At 59.2% G+C, this 18611-nt stretch carries 16 protein-coding genes; 11 read left to right on the top strand and 5 right to left on the bottom strand.

Translation table 11 applies throughout. The annotated features are described in order from the left end of the window. The first annotated feature begins 3 nt into the window (after nt 1-3). The 3 genes from addB (at nt 4) to trxA (ending at nt 7036) form a co-directional block, all read left to right on the top strand. Nucleotides 4-3060, top strand: a complete 3057-nt coding sequence (gene addB, locus ACOSDR_RS04570) for a double-strand break repair protein AddB (protein ID WP_420730515.1) — start codon at nt 4-6, stop codon at nt 3058-3060. After that, nucleotides 3057-6587: a double-strand break repair helicase AddA gene (gene addA / locus ACOSDR_RS04565; RefSeq protein ID WP_420730514.1), complete on the top strand. Its 3531-nt coding sequence runs from the start codon at nt 3057-3059 to the stop codon at nt 6585-6587. Before addB ends, addA begins: the two co-directional genes overlap by 4 nt. Nucleotides 6588-6715: 128 nt before the next feature. Then, a complete protein-coding gene (gene trxA / locus ACOSDR_RS04560; protein ID WP_420730513.1) occupies nt 6716-7036 on the top strand; it encodes a thioredoxin TrxA in 321 nt (106 codons plus the stop codon). A 117-nt stretch (nt 7037-7153) separates the two neighbouring features. Here the strand turns inward: trxA and ACOSDR_RS04555 are convergent, their stop codons facing one another. Next, nucleotides 7154-7348 carry a zinc-finger domain-containing protein gene (locus tag ACOSDR_RS04555; RefSeq protein WP_420730512.1) on the bottom strand — a complete coding sequence of 65 codons (195 nt, stop codon included), beginning with the start codon at nt 7346-7348 and terminating at the stop codon, nt 7154-7156. Between the two features lie 269 nt (nt 7349-7617). On the opposite strand from ACOSDR_RS04555, the gene ACOSDR_RS04550 reads away from it, so the two are divergent. Genes ACOSDR_RS04550 through ACOSDR_RS04540 form a run of 3 tightly spaced genes read left to right on the top strand, consistent with a single transcriptional unit; the run spans nt 7618 to nt 10847 of the window. After that, nucleotides 7618-8616, top strand: coding sequence for an ABC transporter ATP-binding protein (locus ACOSDR_RS04550; RefSeq protein ID WP_420723358.1), 999 nt, complete (start codon nt 7618-7620; stop codon nt 8614-8616). A gap of 14 nt (nt 8617-8630) precedes the next feature. Beyond that, nucleotides 8631-9623: a lysophospholipase gene (locus tag ACOSDR_RS04545; protein ID WP_420730511.1), complete on the top strand. Its 993-nt coding sequence runs from the start codon at nt 8631-8633 to the stop codon at nt 9621-9623. A gap of 33 nt (nt 9624-9656) precedes the next feature. After that, nucleotides 9657-10847, top strand: a complete 1191-nt coding sequence (locus tag ACOSDR_RS04540) for a pyridoxal phosphate-dependent aminotransferase (protein ID WP_420723360.1) — start codon at nt 9657-9659, stop codon at nt 10845-10847. Between the two features lie 3 nt (nt 10848-10850). On the opposite strand, the gene ACOSDR_RS04535 is transcribed toward ACOSDR_RS04540, so the two are convergent. Next, complete coding sequence (locus ACOSDR_RS04535) at nt 10851-12785, bottom strand: transglycosylase domain-containing protein (protein WP_420730510.1); 1935 nt, start codon at nt 12783-12785, stop codon at nt 10851-10853. Nucleotides 12786-12984: 199 nt separating this feature from the next. On the opposite strand from ACOSDR_RS04535, the gene irrA reads away from it, so the two are divergent. From irrA to ACOSDR_RS04515, 4 genes are all read left to right on the top strand, one after another. After that, entirely contained in the window at nt 12985-13464 is a 480-nt protein-coding gene (gene irrA / locus ACOSDR_RS04530; protein WP_420730509.1) for an iron response transcriptional regulator IrrA, read from the top strand. Nucleotides 13465-13673: 209 nt separating this feature from the next. Next, nucleotides 13674-14093, top strand: a complete 420-nt coding sequence (locus ACOSDR_RS04525; protein ID WP_420723637.1) for a rubrerythrin family protein — start codon at nt 13674-13676, stop codon at nt 14091-14093. Nucleotides 14094-14195: 102 nt separating this feature from the next. Next, a complete protein-coding gene (locus ACOSDR_RS04520; RefSeq protein WP_420730508.1) occupies nt 14196-15554 on the top strand; it encodes a (Fe-S)-binding protein in 1359 nt (452 codons plus the stop codon). Nucleotides 15555-15600: 46 nt separating this feature from the next. Then, a complete protein-coding gene (locus ACOSDR_RS04515) occupies nt 15601-16185 on the top strand; it encodes a DUF3501 family protein (RefSeq protein WP_420723364.1) in 585 nt (194 codons plus the stop codon). A 3-nt stretch (nt 16186-16188) separates the two neighbouring features. Here the strand turns inward: ACOSDR_RS04515 and ACOSDR_RS04510 are convergent, their stop codons facing one another. The 3 genes from ACOSDR_RS04510 to ACOSDR_RS04500 all read right to left on the bottom strand — a co-directional run bounded on the left by ACOSDR_RS04510 (nt 16189) and on the right by ACOSDR_RS04500 (nt 17316). Continuing rightward, complete coding sequence (locus tag ACOSDR_RS04510; RefSeq protein WP_420723365.1) at nt 16189-16467, bottom strand: type II toxin-antitoxin system RelE/ParE family toxin; 279 nt, start codon at nt 16465-16467, stop codon at nt 16189-16191. Further along, the gene (locus tag ACOSDR_RS04505) at nt 16467-16757 is read right to left on the bottom strand and encodes an antitoxin of toxin-antitoxin stability system (RefSeq protein ID WP_420723366.1); all 291 of its coding nucleotides are present in this window, start codon (nt 16755-16757) and stop codon (nt 16467-16469) included. Before ACOSDR_RS04505 ends, ACOSDR_RS04510 begins: the two co-directional genes overlap by 1 nt. 70 nt (nt 16758-16827) lie before the next feature. Next, nucleotides 16828-17316, bottom strand: coding sequence for an SH3 domain-containing protein (locus tag ACOSDR_RS04500; RefSeq protein ID WP_420723367.1), 489 nt, complete (start codon nt 17314-17316; stop codon nt 16828-16830). 233 nt (nt 17317-17549) lie between these two features. Here ACOSDR_RS04500 and ACOSDR_RS04495 point away from each other — a divergent pair, with 233 nt between their 5' ends. Beyond that, nucleotides 17550-18536 (top strand): 2-hydroxyacid dehydrogenase, encoded by a 987-nt coding sequence (locus tag ACOSDR_RS04495; protein WP_420723368.1) that lies wholly within the window; start codon nt 17550-17552, stop codon nt 18534-18536. Nucleotides 18537-18611: the final 75 nt, after the last annotated feature.

Here is an 18611-nt window from a genome sequence, read left to right as displayed (position 1 = left end):
CCTGTGAAACACCAATCGCTGTACACAATCGCGCCCGATCGGGCTTTCGTGGACGCCTTGGCGCTGGGTCTTCTGGCCCAGGCAGGCGACGATCCCCTGGCTTTGTCTGATATGCTGGTTCTGCTGCCGACGCGCCGGGCCTGTCGGTCGCTGCGCGAAGCGTTCCTGCGTCAGGCGGATGGCAAGGCGATGCTGTTGCCCCGGATGCAGCCCGTTGGCGACGTGGATGAGGAAGAACTGGTCCTGACCGCCCCTGGTTCCGCCGCTGGTGCCCTGGCGGAACTGACCGATCTGCCCCCGGCGATATCTGAAACAGAGCGCCTGTTACTGTTGACTGGTCTGGTAAAGGCACAGCGCAACCAGCAGGCCAAATCGGACCCGGCGCTGGACCCGATCGGCCCGGATCAGGCGCTGCTTCTGGCCCGCGAATTGGGGCGGCTGTTGGATCAGGTTCAGACGGAGGGGTTAAGCCTGGATCGGCTGGATGGGCTGGTGCCCGAACTATATGCCGACCATTGGGGTGTGACGCTGGATTTCCTGAACATCATCCGCACGGCATGGCCCGCGCATCTGGCGGAAAGCGGCCTGATGGATCCGGCAGAGCGTCGCAATCGCCTGCTGTTGTCCCAGGCGGAATTGTGGCGCGAATCCCCGCCGACCCATCCAGTCATTGCCGCAGGATCGACAGGGTCCATTCCCGCTACAGCGCATCTGATTGCAACGGTTGCCAATTTGCCCCAGGGCATGGTCGTTCTGCCCGGTTTGGATCGGGTTCTTGCCCAAGAGGATTGGGGCGCAGTCGTCGAAGATGCGACCCATCCCCAGCATGGTATGGCCGTGCTGTTACAGAAGCTGGAGGTAACCCGTGCGGATGTGCTGGATTGGCCCGATGCGGGCACCGGTCCGGATCGGACGGCCCGGGTGCGGTTGATCGCGGAGGCTTTGCGCCCGGCGTCAACGACGGAGCGCTGGCGTGGCTTGGCGGAGTCCGGCGGGTTGGATGAATCGGCCTTCGCGGATGTGCAATGGCTGGCTGCCCCATCGCAATCGGCAGAGGCGGAAATGGCCGCGCAATGCCTGCGGGAGGTTTTGGAAACCCCCGGCAAGACCGCAGCCCTGGTGACACCGGATCGCATTCTGGCCCGTCGGGTGGCGGCGCAATTGGATCGCTGGGGGATTCAGATTGATGATTCCGCTGGCCGCCCGCTGGCTCAGACGGAGGCGGGTCGGTTTTTCGTCCTGACGGCAGAGGCGGTTCAGAAGCGATTGGCCCCGGTCGCCCTGTTGGCCCTGTTAAAGCATCCGATGGCGGCATTGGGCGGGCGGCCCGGGGATTTGCGCAAGGCGGTGCGGCATCTGGAAGTCACTGGATTGCGCGGGCCAAAGCCTGCAGGTGGGCCACAGGGCCTGCGTCGGGCCCTGGCGGCACGACGCCAGGAAACCCGCAAGCCGCCCAGTGAGGAGTCCATTCAAGCGGCGCTGGGAACCGTGGATGCGATTGAAGCCGCCCTGCAGCCCCTGCTGGCCCTGATGGCGGGGGGTGACATCGGTTTTGATGATCTGCTGACCGCCCATATCCAGGCCGCAGAGGCGCTGGCTGCGACACAGGATAGCCCCGGTGCTGATGCCCTGTGGCGCGGTGAAGATGGGGAGATGCTGGCTGATTTCATCGCCGACCTGATGCCCGCCGCCCCCCTGTTGGGTGCGGTTGGTCCAGGGGATTATGTCGCCCTGATCGATGCGCTGATGGCAGGCAAAACGGTGCGCCCACGCTATGGCGCGCATCCCAGACTGGCCATTCTGGGACCGCTGGAAGCCCGTTTGCAGCACGCTGATCGCCTGATCCTGGCAGGATTGAACGAAGGGGTATGGCCGCCGGAACCGGGGGATGATCCCTGGATGTCGCGTGCGATGCGCAGTGCCTTTGGCCTGCCCCCGCATGAACGGCGCATTGGTCTGTCGGCGCATGACTTCGCCCAGGCCTTCGCTGCGCCAGAGGTTGTTCTGCTGCGGTCAGAAAAGACCGGGGGGCAACAGACGGTGCCTGCCCGCTGGTTGGAGCGTTTGGCAACGGTGACGGAGCGGCTGGGTCTGGATCCTATCCTGCCCAAGAATAACACGGACAGCCAGCAGCGTATGGACTGGCAACGTCATCTGGACAGCCGGGATCGCCTGCCGATGTTGCAGCCGCCCGCACCACGTCCCCCCGTTGACAAGCGCCCCCGCAGGCTGTCGGCGACGCGCATTGAAACGCTGATGCGCGACCCGTATTCGATCTTTGCCAGTCGCATCTTGAAATTGGATGTGCTGGACCCGTTGGAAAGTGATCTGGGCGCGGCGGATAAGGGAAACATGATCCATTTGGCGCTGGACCGGTTCACCCGCGATTATCCTGATCATTTGCCCCCTGATGCCGTCGCCCGGCTAATAGAGATTGGACGAGACGTCTTTGGGCAGGAGGCATTGGCACGCCCCACTGTGCGGGCCTTCTGGTGGCCACGGTTTGAGCGGATCGCGGTATGGTTCCTGGCTCAGGAAGCAGCAAGACGCCCGAGACTGGCGCAAAGCTATACAGAGATCAGCGGGAAGATTGAAATCGCAGCCCCTGCTGGCCCGTTCCTGCTGACAGCCGAAGCGGATCGCATCGACCGGTATCGCGATGGCGGTTATGCCATTCTGGATTACAAGACCGGCACCATGCCCAACAAAAAGGCCGTAGGGGCCCTGACAGCCCCGCAATTGCCCTTGGAGGCTGCAATATTGAAGAACAGGGGGTTTCTGGACATTCCGCCAGGTCCCATTGTTGAATTGGCCTATTGGAAGCTAAGTGGGGGCGAACCGGCGGGATCGATTCAGATCAATGATGCGGCTGATCCTGATGAATTGGCCCAATTGGTGCGCGACAAGCTGACCGCGCTGATCGCGGCCTATGATGATCCAGACACGGCCTATCCGTCTGTGCCGCGCCCGGGGGAGGCCCCGCGCTTTAACGATTATGCGCATCTGGCCCGTATTAAGGAATGGTCGCTGGGTGGCGATGCGGACGGGGGTGAGTCATGACAGACCCAAGGCCCGATCCCAATCTGACCCAACGCCGTGCGGCGGATCCGAAATCCAGCGTCTGGGTTGCGGCCAGCGCTGGCAGTGGCAAGACAAAGGTTCTGACCGACCGGGTTCTGGCCCTGTTGGTCGATGGGGCCAAGCCGGATGGATTGTTGTGTGTCACCTTCACAAAGGCCGCCGCCGCAGAAATGGCGAACCGCATTCACCGTGAATTGTCAAAATGGACTCGCATGGATGAAGGGGCGTTGAGCACCGCAATCCGCAATCTGGATGGTGGCACAGTGACACCGCAGAAACTGGCGCGGGCCCGACGCCTGTTTGCCCAGGTGTTGGATCTTCCAGGCGGATTGCGCATCCGCACCATTCACAGTTTCTGCCAGTCGGTTCTGGGCCGCTTCCCGCTGGAGGCCCGCGTCGCACCGAATTTTGAGGCGATGGATGAGCGCCAGGCGGCGGAAGCGATGGAACTGGCGCGCGATACCGTGTTGGGCGCTGCAGAGGGTAATGCGACCTTGAATGCCGCGTTGACGGCGGTGACGGCGCGGGCGGCAGAAGGCACATTCTCCGATCTGATGGCGGGGCTGTCCAGACATCGCGCCTGGCTGGCGCCGGATGCCCTGCGGCGCGTTGGCGGGTTGGATGGGGCAATTGCGGCCCTGCATCAGGCCTTGGGCGCAGAACCGGGTCTGGATGAAGATCAGGTGATCGCGGACGCCTGTGCACCGGGCGTGGCAGACGAAGCGGCATTGCGACTGGCCGCGACGGCTCTGCTGGATTTTGGCACCGGTCCAAATCAGGAAAAAGGGCGCATTATCGCAGCCTGGCTGGCCGGGGGTCGCGAAACGCGGATTGCAACATTTGATCGCTATATCGGTGCCTATCTGACCAGAAAGTACGAGCCCTTAAAGACCTTATGTGTGAAGGCCGTGGCCGAAAACAGCCCGGCCACGCCTGATGTGCTGATGGCCGAACAGGACCGGCTGCTGGCGGTCGATCAACGCCTGCGCCGCCAGGCCACGGCGCGCGCCAGCGAGGGTCTGTTGCGGTTGGGTGAAGCGGTGCTGCGGGCCTATGAGGCCAACAAACGGGCGACGGCGCGGCTGGATTATGATGATCTTATTCATCTGACGGGGCGTCTGCTGACCAAGGAAACGGTGCCCTGGGTGCTGTTCAAACTGGATGGCGGCCTGACCCATATGTTGATTGATGAGGCACAGGATACCAGCGCCGATCAGCGCGCGATCATTGACGCGCTGGTCACGGAATTTTTTTCCGGCCAGGGGCGTGCGGAACAGGCCCGCACCCTGTTCGTCGTTGGGGATGCGAAACAATCCATATACAGCTTTCAGGGGGCTGATCCCGAAGGCTATCGCCAGTGGCGCGACAGTCTGACAAACAGCGCCCAGGCAGGTGGGCAGGACATTCGCCGGGTGCCGATGGATATCTCTTTCCGCTCCGTCCAGGCCGTTCTGGACGTTGTAGATTCAACCTTTGCCGAAATGCCCGCCCGTGATGGTGTCGTGGAACCAGATGAACCGGCGTTGAAGCACCATGCCTTTCGTGCCGGTTTGCAGGGTCGGGTCGAGGTCTGGCCCCCCACGGTCCCACCCGAAGCGCAAGAGGATGATCTGTTCACCATTCCCAGCCTGGAAGGCGGCAGTTCCGCAGATGCCACCCAGACCCTGGCGGAAGGTTTGGCAGAAACCATCAGTGGCTGGATTCGGAACAAGGAAATCCTGCCTGCAAAGGGGCGACCGATCCGCGCCGGGGACATCCTGTTCCTGGTCCAGCGCCGAACGGTTCTGATCGATGCGCTGGTGCGGGAATTGAAACGCCGCAGCATTCCGGTCGCCGGGGTGGATCGGATTACCCTGACGGAACAGATCGCGGTGATGGACCTGCTGGCGCTGGCCCGCGCCTTGCTGTTGCCCCAGGATGACCTGACCTTCGCCTGTTTGCTGAAATCGCCCTTTGTCGGGATGGATGATGACGACCTGTTTCACCTGGCCACGGATCGCGGCGCGCAAAGCCTGTGGCAACGGCTTTCGGCACTGAAAGCCCAAAATCCACGCTTTGCAGCCGCCGCGCGCTGGTTTGACGGATTACTGGATGCCACCGACCGGCTGGCCCCCTATGAATTGTTTCAGCGCGCCCTGATTTCCCCCTGCCCCGGCCCTGGAAAAATGGCGACGGACAGTCAATCCTTTACCGGGCGTCAGGCCCTGGTCGCGCGATTGGGGACGGAGGTTGAAGACCCGCTGGAAGAATTCCTGACCCTGACCCTGGACCATGACCGCACCAATACGCCATCTCTTGAGGGGTTTCTGGCCTGGTTTGCCCGGGGCAATACGGATTTGAAGCGGGATCTGGAGACGGAGGCCCGTGACGAGGTTCGCATTATGACGGTGCATGGCGCAAAGGGGCTACAGGCCCCCATCGTGATCCTGCCCGACGCCATGACGAAAAGCGGGGCACGGGGCACGCCCCTGCGCTGGCTGTCCCATGACAGTGGGGTGAATCTGCCGATCTGGACACCCTCTTCACGCTATGAGGAACCGGTGGCAGCGTCCCTGAAGGAGGCAGAAAAGGCCGCGACGGAACGCGAATACCGCCGACTTCTATATGTCGCCATGACCCGGGCGGAGGATCGGTTGATCGTGACCGGGCGTTTGCCCCGAACCACCCCGCCAGAGGGGAACTGGCATGCGCTGGTGAAAAGCGGGTTGGAGCGCCTGGACGGCACGGTGGAAGTTCCCTTCCTGCCATCGGGTGCGGATGCTGATGGCACTGCGATTGGGGGCTGGACCGGTGATATCCAATTGTATGAAACCGGCAATCCCGGCACAGAGACTGACAAGAAACCAGATCGTCTGGATCTGATGGACAAAACTGTGCCCCGCTGGCTGACGGCCGCGCCACCGGAAGAACCGGCCCCACCGCGCCCGCTGACGCCCAGTCGACCTGGACTCCTTGATCCGGCTGTACGCTCCCCCTTGCGGGATGATGATCCCTTGCGCTTCAAGCGGGGAAAGCTGATTCACCGTCTTTTGCAGACCCTGCCCGATCTGCCGGTAGTGGATCGCGAACAGGCGGCAATGCGGTATCTGGCCCTGCCGGCCCATGGTTTGACAGAAGAAGAACAATCCGCCCTGTGGCGGGAAACCGATGGTGTTTTGCGCCATGCCGCCTTCGCGCCCTTATTCGGGCCAGACAGTCGCGCGGAGGTGCCTTTGGCGGGGCTTGTGTTACAGTCTGGCGAATCACTGGGCCCGTTTGCGGTTTCTGGACAGGTGGATCGACTGTTGATCGCCAGGAACGAGATCCTTGTCGTGGACTATAAAACGCTGCGGCCCGCCCCGACGGAGGCCAGTGCGGTACCTCGTGCCTACCTGGCACAAATGGCGGGATATCGGGCTATTTTACGGCAAATCTATCCAGACCGTGCGGTGCAATGCGCGCTGGTTTTCACGGAAACACCGCGTCTGGTCGCATTGCCCGACGCGGTTCTTGATCGCGTCGCTTGATTCCAACCCGGCCCCTGCTTAGATTCACCCTGAGCATAAATGAGATGCACAAAGTTAACCCGTAACTGTCCGTCCCGCCGACGCTCCCATTCTGGGAAAAGTCCGCGACGGGAATAAGGAGACGCAGTATGAGCACGGTCAAAGTTTCTGACGACGAATTTGAAAGCAAGGTGTTGCAGGCGGACGGCCCGGTCCTGGTGGACTATTGGGCGGAATGGTGCGGGCCGTGCAAATCCATTGCCCCGGCGCTGGATGAAATTTCCGCTGATATGAATGGCAAGCTGACGATTGCAAAGCTGAATATCGATGAAAACCCCCAAACGCCGACGAAATATGGCGTGCGCGGGATTCCGACCCTGATGTTGTTCAAGGATGGTCAGGTGATTGGCACGAAAGTCGGCGCCGCCCCGAAAAGCGCCCTGCAGGACTGGTTGAATCAGCACGTCTAAGACTGGGGAAAGTCCCATAAAAAAACCCCCGCGGCTGACTGGTCGCGGGGGTTTTTGTTTGGCCGTTGTCGGTCTGGCATAGAGCATCTTGTGTGAGCGCATGCGAACGCATGATGCTCAGTGATGGCCGCCCAGCGGGACACCGTCTTTCAGCACAAATTTTTTGTCGCAATAGCCGCATTCGACATAGCGTTCCTGGCCGATCTGCATATAGACCTTGGGGTGGCCCAGGGCACCGCCGCCGCCGTCGCAACTGACGCGGCTGGTTTCGACGATTTCGGTTTCAGGTTCATTGATCGAAGGCGCTGGCATGGTGCGATGCATCCTCTATCCTAAGAGCACGAGTAAGAGGCCGGGAGACCCCAAACCAAAAGTCCATTTGCGTCAGGCCGGTAATGTCGGTGCTTGCCCCAATCGGCCTGTAGGCCTATCTAAGGGCGCAGGCCGACCATCCCGCCCGTTGTTTCGTTATGACCCAGCCACGCCCCCCCGTGCAAGTGTAAATGGGGCGAATGTGTAAATGGGGTGCAACAGCACAGGGCGGGCCGACCCGGTCCAGACTGAAGCTGAAAGGGATATCCATGCCGCTAGACACCCATATGCATGTCGATGCCGCCACATCGACCGACCCCGACCTGGCGATTGATGCCAAGGGTCTGACGAAGGTCTATCGCGGACAGGGCAAGTCACAGGACAAATTGGCGCTGGATCATATCGATCTGCAAATCCCGCGCGGCAGCCTGTTTGGGTTGCTGGGGCCAAATGGGGCCGGTAAATCGACCTTTATCAATATACTGGCTGGCCTGGTGACGAAAACGTCCGGCAGCGCCCGGATCTGGGGCTATGATGTGACAGATAATCCGCGCATGGCCAAGGCGTCCATTGGTGTCGTGCCGCAGGAATTGAATATCGACCCCTTCTTCACACCAGAAGAAATGCTGGATGTGCAGGCGGGGCTGTATGGCGTTCCAAAGGGGGAACGACGGACCAAGGAAATCCTGGATATGATTGGGCTGGCAGATAAGCGTGATGCTTATGCGCGCACCCTGTCGGGCGGCATGCGCCGTCGTCTTCTGATCGGCAAGGCGCTGGTTCATAATCCGCCGGTTCTGGTGTTGGATGAGCCGACCGCCGGGGTCGATATCGAATTGCGCCGCCAGCTTTGGGAAAATGTCGTCGCCTTGAACAAGCGCGGCACGACCGTGGTCCTGACCACCCATTATCTGGAAGAGGCGGAAGAACTGTGCGATCATATCGGTATCATCAATCAGGGCAAATTGGTTGCCAATGATGACACCCGCAGTCTGCTGGGACGGCTGGATGCCAAGACCGTGCGCGTCACGGTCCGCGAAACCCTGGCCATCGTGCCGGAAAAACTGGCGCAGATGGGGGCAACGATCCACCCACAGGACGGGACCAGTGACGGACCAACCGTCATGACGGTCGCCTATCGCCCGTCCGCCATGACGGCGGGACAGATCATTTCTGCTGTGACTGAGGCCAATTTGCATATTCTGGACCTGTCGACCGAAGAGACTGACCTGGAAGATATCTTCCTGCAACTGACCAAACACGACTGACACCGGGGCGGCAGATGATCCTGCGCGGCCTCTGCTTTATCCTGTTGGCGATCCTGGTCTCAGCCTGCGCGCCACGCGTTGAGGGGTTGGGGCCCCTGATTGAAACCCCCAGACTGGCAAATGATGCCTTCATTATGGCCGATGGGTATCGCCTGCCGGTGCTGGAAACCCTGCCACAGGATGGACCGGTTCAGGCGGTTCTGGTCGCGCTGCATGGCTTCAACGATTATTCTCATGCCTTTGCCAAGGCCGCCCCGATCTGGGCCAAGGCCGGGATTGCCGTTTATGCCTATGACCAACGGGGCTTTGGTGCGACCGAAGGACGCGGCCTGTGGCATGGAACAGACGCGATGGTCAGCGACCTTGCCAGCGCAACACAAATCCTGCGGGCACGATATCCCAAAGTTCCCATTGCGGTGCTGGGGGAAAGCATGGGGGGCGCGGTGGCACTGACCGCGATTACCTCCGACAGCCTGCCCCATCCCGATGTGGACCGCACGATCCTGTCCGCCCCGGCAGTATGGGGCCGTGCCGTTATGCCCTGGTGGCAGCGTTGGCCGCTATGGGCGATGTCCTATACCCTGCCCTGGCTGGAGGTCGCGCCCCAAATTCGCCGGACCCCGTCGGACAATATTCCCATGCTGCGGGCGCTGGCGCGGGACCCGATGATGATCCGGCGCACCAGAATCGATGCGATCCACGGTCTGGTGGACCTGATGGACAGCGCTTATGCCGGGATTCCCCAATTGGGGGATAATGTCCTGCTGTTGTATGGATTGAATGAGGATATCCTGCCCGATACGGCCTGGCAGGGGGCGGTTTCCCGCCTGACACCGGGGGCAGGGTGGCGATTGGCATTGTATGATACGGGCTATCATATGTTGATCCGGGATTTGAATGCGGATCTGGTGATCAGGGATATCACCAGCTTTGTTCTGAATCCCGACTCCCGCCTGCCATCCGGGCGGGAACGTGACGGACTGGACTTGCCCCGGTCGGTGAATTGACAGATTGTGCGCCGGTTAAAATCGGAGGATTGCATGCGGTATTCAGACAATGCGAAACGGTTTGGTGGCATGGGCGACGATGCCTGGGAAATCCATCGGCGTGCCTGGGTCAAGGAAGCGGCGGGGGAACCTGTGATCGTCCTGTCAGCGGGCGAAGAACGCTCTGCCACAACGCCGCCTGCCATTGTCGCCGCTGCGAAACAGGCCCTGGATGCGGGGCGGCATCACTATTCACCCCTGACCGGGTCGGATGCCCTAAAGGCCGCCGTGGCGGCACGTCATCTTGCGCTGACGGGTCAAAGGGTCACGCCTGACAGTTGCTGTATCCTGGCGGGTGCCCAGAATGCCCTGTATTCCGTGCTGGTCTGTCTGGCTGGCGTGGGGGATGAGGTCATTGTCCCCGAACCCTATTATGCCACCTATCCTGGCGTCTGTCGTGCCGGGGGGGCAACCATGGTCACCGTACCCTGTGATCCAGAAGCAGATTTTGTTGTAGATCCTGAGAGAATTGCCGCGGCGATCACGCCCAATAGCCGCGTCATTCTGTTGAACAGCCCGAATAATCCGACCGGCGCGATTTATCCCAAAGCGGTGCTGGAAGCGATTGCGGATCTGGCCAAGAAGCATGACCTGTGGGTGGTTTCGGACGAGGTGTATGCGGATTTCGTTTATGATGCGACCCATGTGGCGATTGGCGCGCTGCCCGGCATGGCGGATCGCACCGTGACCCTGGGGTCGATGTCCAAGGCCTATCGGATGAGCGGCTGGCGCGTTGGTTGGATGGTCGCCAATCCAACCCTGGCCGGGATCATTACGGATATGGCCAGTTGCACGCTGTATGGCATTCCCCCCTTCATTCAGGATGCCGCACTGGCCGCCTTGATCGATGAAACCGGAGAGATTGAATCAGATCGGGCCAGCATGTTGGCCGATTACCGTGCCCGTCGCGATCTGGTCTGTGAGCATCTGGCCAATATTCCGGGCCTGACGCTGCGCTATCCGGCGGCGGGGATGTTTGTCATGGTCGATGTTCGGGGAACCGGTCTGGATGATTTCACCTATGCCGCCCGTTTGCTGGATGAAGAGAATGTCGGGGTGATGACCGGAACAGCCTTCGGGCCCAGCGCAATCGGGCATATCCGTCTGGGCCTTGTGGCTAGTCAGGAGAAACTGGCGGAGGCCTGTATGCGCATTCGGCGATTCACCCTGTCCCTGGCGGCATAAGCCTTAATTCAAGGGCTGGATCGGCTGGCCCTGCATGGCCTGCATCATAAAGGCCCGCCACATCTGGGCGGGATACAGGCCGCCATAGACGCCATCGCTGGCCCTGCCATTGTCGTTGCCCATCCAGATGACCGCAGCCAATTGCGGCACATAGCCGGCAAACCAGGCATCCTTATAGTCCTGCGTCGTGCCCGTCTTGCCAGCGGCGGGGCGGTCCGGCAGGGCGGCGGCCTTGCTGGTGCCCCAGGCGACGGAGGCGCTGAAGACATCATCGGCCATCGCGACGATCTGGGGGGAGAGGATGCGCGCGCCCTGAGACGTGCCCCGTTCATAAATTACGGACCCATCGGCGGCATCGCGGATACGCCGGACGACATAGGGCGTGGCGGCATATCCCCGACCTGCCAGGGTCGCATAGGCTCCGGCGATCTCCATCGGGCTGACTTCATACACGCCCAAGGCCAGAGAAGGGTCGGGGGACAGCGGCGCAGTAATGCCAAGCCGCCGTGCCATATCAACAACTTTGCCCCGCCCGACGGTTTCCATCGCAGCCACCGCCACTGTATTAATCGACCGTGCGACCCCTTCCCGCAGGCTAACCACCCCCCGATGCCCGACCCCGGCATTGCGCGGGGTCCAGCCTTCAATCGGCGCGATACGGTCATCAATGGGACTGTCCGGGGTAAGACCCCCTTCAAAAGCAGCCAGATAGACGAACAGCTTAAAGACGGACCCCGGCTGGCGTTTGCCATGTACGGCGCGGTTAAAGGCGGATTTCTGCCGGTTGGCCCCACCCAATAGGGCTGAAACCGCGCCATCCGGCCGCATTGCGACAAAGGCCAGTTCGCCCGCCCCTTTTTCGCGCGCCAGAGGGCCAATTGTGGTTGCAGCGGCCTCTGCGGCGCGCTGCAGGTCCGGCTCCAACGTGGTTTCCACCAGGATGTCGCGGTCCACACCGCCCAGAATATCTGCGGCGCGATCAAAGGCCCATTCCGCCAGCCAGCGCGTCTGTGCCCCTGATGCATCGGTGGCGACAGTTTCAACACGGCTCTGTTTGGCGCCGTCGGCGGTGGCCTGTGTGATGAACCCGGCGCTGACCATATCATTCAGCACTTCGCGGGCGCGGCGGGCGGATTGTTCCGGTGCCCGGAAGGGGTTCAAGGCGGACGGGGCCTTGGGCAGTCCCGCCAGCACGGCGGATTGCCAAAGGCTCAATGCGGCGGCAGGCTTTCCGAAATACCGCCTGGCCGCTGCGTCAACGCCATAGGCACCGGCCCCCAGATAGATGCGGTTCAGATAAATTTCCAGGATCTTGTCCTTGCCATATCGCGCCTCCAGCCAAAAGGCCAACAACGCTTCCTGCACCTTGCGCCGCAAGGTTCGCTCGCGCGACAGGAACAGATTCTTGGCAAGCTGTTGCGTCAGCGTGCTGCCGCCTTCCCGAACGCCCCCGGCGCGCAGGTTGCTGACAATCGCCCGGATCACCCCGATTGGGTCGACCCCCGGATGATAATAAAACCGCCTGTCCTCCGTCGCCAGCAGGGCCTGGGGCATGTAGGGCGGCAAGTCGGACAGGCTGACCCGCAGTCCATATAAATCCCCAACCTTCATCAGGGACGCGCCATCAGAGGCGACGATTGTGACGGCAGGCTGGCGATTGTCCTGGGCCAGAACAGTGCTGGGGTTGGGCATGTCCCAGGCGAACCAACCGATGACACCTGCACCCAGCACCAGTCCCCAGATGATCAGGGACACAAATCCCCGAACGATGCGGGGCCAGCGCCGGGGTTCCCGGCTGCCGCCCCCCCGACGCAGGGCGGGTATCTTCCTTTTTCCGGTTTTTGTCTGCTTCGATTGCGCAGGCGCAGCTTTCCGGGGCGCAGCCTTTTTCGCACCGGATTTGCGGGGGGATGATTTCTTGCCGGTCTGTCGGGTCATAGGGCCGATATAGCGTATCACATCAGAAAAATCGCGATATATTGTGGGGGGTTGGTCGAATTTTTTCTGAAAATCAGGGAGAATTGGGCTAACTTTGAATTGGTGTTGTTCTAGAAAAAGGCATAGAGTATTGTGATTACGGTTGAATTTGATCCATTGCGATGCAACATCAGGATCAAATCACGAAGGAGACTGTCGGATGCCCGACGATCAGACCGGTAAGACTGTCACAGATGGGACTTTAGAGGCAGCAGGAAGCACTCCTGGTGTCCAGCGCCCCTATGCCGATGCCCTGTTGCGGTTAAAGCAGGTCGGCTTGCGCCCGACACGCCAGCGCATGGCTTTGGCGAAACTTCTGTTTGATGGCGGCGATCAGCATATCACGGCGGAAGATCTGCACGGGATGGCCCGCAAGGCGACGGTGAAGGTCTCTTTGGCGACGGTTTACAACACGCTGCATCAATTTACCGAATCCGGACTGCTGCGCGAAGTCGTGGTGGGTCCTGGTCGCTCTTACTTCGACACCAACACCCATGCACACCATCATTTCTATGTGGAGCCTGCGGGGGAACTGGTGGATATCCCCGTCGATTCGGTGGAATTGAGTCGTTTGCCCATGCCCCCCGACGGGACCGTGATGGATCGCGTTGATGTCATTATCCGTGTGACACGGCCGTGAGTTTGGTAAGCGTTCCGTAACAAAATCATCCCAATATTTTCTAGTTTAGAATTGTTTTAAACTGTTGACGTGGGTTTTCCCTGCGCTAGGATATCTGTGTCCCGACGTAATCGGGGCGTTAGACGCCCTTGCGGCGGTTAGCGGATAGTACACCACGTACATTGCCCTTTTCTGTTTGGTTGGGCGGTGTTCAACGGATCAGGAGGATGATCATGTCCCTTAAAGGCAGCAAAACCGAAAACAATCTGAAAGACGCGTTTGCGGGCGAAAGCCAGGCAAACCGCCGCTATCTCTATTTCGCCCAAAAGGCGGATATTGAAGGCTATAACGACGTCGCCGCCGTTTTCCGCTCAACGGCGGAAGGTGAAACCGGCCACGCCCATGGCCATTTGGAATATCTGGAAGAAACCGGGGACCCGGCAACGGGTGAGCCGATTGGCGAAACCTCGCTGAATCTGAAAGCGGCCATCGTTGGCGAAACCCATGAATACACGGATATGTATCCGGGCATGGCGCGCACGGCCCGCGAAGAAGGCTTTGACGAAATCGCCCAATGGTTCGAAACCCTGGCGAAGGCTGAAAAGTCTCACGCCGGTCGTTTCCAGAAAGCATTGGACTCGATGGACTAAGTGTCTGTCAGAAGGGGGCGGTAGCGGCAAATTCCGATACCGCCTCTCTTCTCTTTGCTCGTAAAGAGCTCTCTTATTCAGTCTTGAAATCAGGAGACGGAAATGCGGGAAGGCAGTCTGGACGCGCCAATGCGCCATCCAATCGGGTGGGATGATCCGGATTTCTATGACGAGGAAAAGCTGGATGCGGAATTGCGCCGGGTGTTTGACATCTGCCATGGCTGCCGCCGCTGCTTTAACCTGTGTGACAGCTTCCCGCGGCTGTTCGACCTGATCGATGCCGCGCCGTCGGAAGAGTTGGACACGGTTGATTCTAAAGATTTCAAACCGGTCGTGGATGCCTGCACCCTGTGCGACATGTGTTTCATGGTGAAATGCCCCTATGTCCCGCCGCACGAATTCAATCTGGATTTTCCCCATCTGATGCTGCGCTATCGGGCGGTGGAAAATAAGAAGGGCCTGCGCGGCGGACTGGAAGCGCAACTGACCAAGACCGACCGCAATGGCAAGCTGGGAACATCCTTAGCCGGCTTGGCGAATTGGGCAACAGATCGCGGCAATGGATTGACCCGGGGCGTGATGCAATCGGTCGCGGGGGTTCATAAGGACGCGGCCCTGCCGCCGTTTGCGGGCAAGACCCTGGTGGATATGGCGAAGGATTTCCCGAAGGCTGATCCGACAGGTCCTGGCGCCGGCCAGAAGGCCGTGATCTATGCCACATGCTATGGCAATTACAACACGCCCCAGATTGGCGAGGCTGCGATGAAAATCCTGGCCAAGAACGGGGTGGAATGCGAGGTCGTCTATCCGGAATGCTGTGGCATGCCGCAAATGGAACAGGGCGATCTGAGCACCGTTGCAGGTAAGGCGAAAAATGTCGCCAAGGCCCTGCGCCCCTATATAGATCAGGGATATGATGTGATCGCTCTGGTGCCGTCCTGCGCCCTGATGCTGAAATTCGAATGGCCGCTGCTGGTTCCAGAGGATCCGGATGTGAAGGCCTTGTCCGGGGCGTCGCACGATATCTCGGAATATGTCGTCGCGCTGTCTAAACAGAAGGGTCTGGCAGAAGGGCTGCAGCCTCTGGATGGTCCGATCTCCATTCATATCGCCTGTCATGCGCGGGCTCAGAATATGGGCCAGAAGGGGGCTGAGCTGGCCCGCCTGATCCCCGACACCCGCATTGCGGCGGTGGAGCGTTGCTCCGGCCATGGCGGTTCATGGGGGATTATGAAGGACACTTTCGACGTGGGCATGAAGGTTGGAAAACCGGTCTTCAAGCAGATGCAATCTAAGGGCAAGGCGAAATATATCGCATCAGAATGTCCTCTGGCGGGTCTGCATATTGAACAAGGCATTGCCGCCGCGCCGGAAACGCCCGAGGGGGAGGGTGAGTATTCGAAACCCGAACTGGCCGCCCATCCGATCGTTCTGTTGGCAAAATCCTATGGATTGATGTGAGCGCCAAGCTTACCAAATTGAAAGTCAGAGCAAACAGATGGAATACATGATGAAAACGGAAATCACCAAGGCCGATATCCTGCCCCTGCCGGACTATATCAAGGTCCGGAAAGAGCGCCATGCCGCGCTGATCGCGCTGAAGAAGATGCGCCGCATCGAAATTGGCCCGGTCGCGACCTGCTATTTCGAAAACTACGACACGATGCTGCATCAGGTGCAGGAAATGCTGTATATCGAAAAGGGCGGGGACGAGCAGGTTGAGGATGAACTGCGCGCCTATAATCCGATGATTCCAAAGGGGAAGGAGCTGACCGCCACGGTGATGTTCGAAATCGATGAACCGATCCGCCGCAAGAATTTCCTGTCGCGCCTGGGTGGGGTGGAAAACACCATGTTCATCCGCTTTGGCGATCATGAGGTTATGGGCGTCCCGGAAGAAGATCTGGACCGCACCACCGCCGACGGCAAGGCATCATCGGTTCAATTCATCCATTTCCCCTTCACCGATACCCAGATCGCGGCCTTCAAGTCGGCGGCGCAAGTGCTGGTCGGTTTCAGCCACGACCAATATGGCCACATGGCCGTCCTGACCGACGCGTCCCGCGACGCCCTGGCGAAGGATTTTGGGTAGGGGTTACAAAGGTGGCCACTGTCTGGATGTATGGACTAAGGCCAAAATCCAGACAGTCGTCCCGTTCACTTCATAAATCACGCGAAAGTGCTTCTCTAGGATAAGTTCTCTCGTGCCACTTATGAGCCCCTGGGTGCCCATTGTTGGAAAATCGATCAGTTTGGAAACAACCTCAACCAACCGATCATCTAAAGTGATCGCGGCGGATGGATTATCAGCGGCGATGTATTCAAATACCGCCAAGCGGTCTTTCTCTGCCTCTGGAGTCCAAATTATCTCCATTAATTTTTAGGTACCAACGTGTCTCTCAGCACCTGCTTCCGACTCTCGAATTCTGAATTGGTCGCTGTGTGCGTTTTTCCGGATTTAGCGGCGACTGATTGCCGTGCTGCTGAGACCTTTCTTTCCAGATAGGCTTCGTAACCCGCCTTTTCCTTTTGTTGCTCAATGAAATCGCGCATCAACTCGCGAACGACTTGTGATGCCGGGCGGTGCGTTGCCTCTGCCGCCTGTTTAAAGGCTGCATGTAGATCTGGTTCCAGCTTTAGCGTAAATACGGAATCCTTCTGCATAGCACGCTCCTTCGTCAGAAAAGATCATGACGAAGTATATACTTTATCAGTATGCGAATTAAAGGACCTTCTACTGCAGCACCTCGCCGGGATCGATGCCCCAGACGTCGTTGCGGTCCAGCCAGCCGTCATAGCCTTCGACAGTGACCAGGCACCAATCGGGTTCGCACAGTTCGATGCGGGCAACCATGCCCTGGGCCAGGCGCGCGACAGCGGGAGACGCGGCGGCTGACAGGCGGCGAAGGGTGGTTTCCGGTGCCGTGACGATCACCGTCCGCCGGGAGCTTAACAGTGCGAAATGGACCCAGCCTTCATCCCCCTCCCAATCGCGAATTTTCCGCCACTTATCGAATTCTGCGATGACCTGAACCGGCATATCCATGCGATGATAGACCCACCGAATGGGGTAATCCACGCCGGGGCCGGTTCGGGCATTTGCTTCTGAGGCCTTGATAGAGACCATACGGGGCACTGGCTGGCCGCTGGATTGCGCTGCCAGCGGGCCTGGCGCAAGGGCCAAGGTCAAAAGCAAAGAGAGAAGTGTGAAAATGCGGCGCATGTTTTCCTTAAGGGAGTGACAAGCAGGGTCAATCGGTTTCCTATAGCGTGATTCTCCTATAAAGAAAGCGTTGGACCTTGGTTCATAGCGACGCAGGACCGTATCAGGCTGGTTTTTGACTCAAAATCAGTGTTTTTGAACTGAGAATTACGACTGAAACAATAAAGCCCGTCGCTTGCGCCAGATTGCGGAACAAACGGGCGGGGCAGTGTTAGGGAACGGATGGAATTGTCATGACGTATAGGAAGCCGAAAGTCATCGTCACGCGCAAGCTGCCGGATATCATTGAAACCCGGATGATGGAGCTGTTTGATTGTGAGCTGAACCTGGTTGATGAGGCTTTTACCCGCGACCAGATGCTGGATGCGGTTTCGCGCGCGGAAATTCTGGTCCCAACTGTAACCGACAAGATTGACAAAGACATACTGGATGCGGCTGGCGACAGCCTGAAAATGATCGCCAGTTTTGGCACCGGCGTGGACCATATTGATTTCGCCATCGCCCGCAAACGTGGCATCGTTGTGACCAATACCCCAGATGTGCTGACCGAAGACACCGCTGATATGACCATGGCGCTTATCCTGTCGGTTCCCCGCCGTCTGGTGGAAGGGGAGCAATTGGTGCGCGAGGGCAAATGGACAGGATGGAGCCCAACGGGAATGTTGGGCCATCGTATTCATGGCAAGCGGCTGGGCATTATCGGCATGGGTCGGATCGGCACCGCCGTTGCGCGCCGGGCCAAGGGGTTTGGCCTGTCTGTCCATTATCATAATCGCAACCGGGTGGCCGAAGACGTCGAACACGCGCTGGAGGCGACCTTCTGGTCGTCCCTGGATCAGATGATTGCGCATATGGATATCCTGTCGATCAATTGCCCCCATACGCCTGCAACCTATCATTTGTTGAATTCACGCCGCCTGGATCTGATGAAAAGCCATGCCTATGTGGTGAACACGTCGCGCGGGGAAGTCATCGACGAAGGGGCCCTGGTCAAGGCGCTGTCCCAGGGACAGATCGCCGGTGCGGGTCTGGATGTTTATGAAAATGAACCCGCCGTGAATCCAAAATTGATCAAGCTGTCAAATGTCGTTCTGTTGCCGCATATGGGCTCTGCAACGATTGAGGGCCGGATCAATATGGGAGAACGCGTTATCATCAACATCAAAACCTATGTCGATGGGCACAATCCCCCGGACCGGGTTATCGATACAATGTTCTAGGACTGTATTACAGTGACCTTGAGGTGTAGTTTTAAAAGGTTGGAATTTTTATTCTCTTTTTGCTTGCATAAATCT

The organism is Hwanghaeella sp. 1Z406 (genome assembly GCF_048892425.1).
GTDB lineage: Bacteria > Pseudomonadota > Alphaproteobacteria > UBA8366 > Aestuariispiraceae > Pacificispira.
This window is presented reverse-complemented; position numbering and strand designations above follow the sequence as displayed.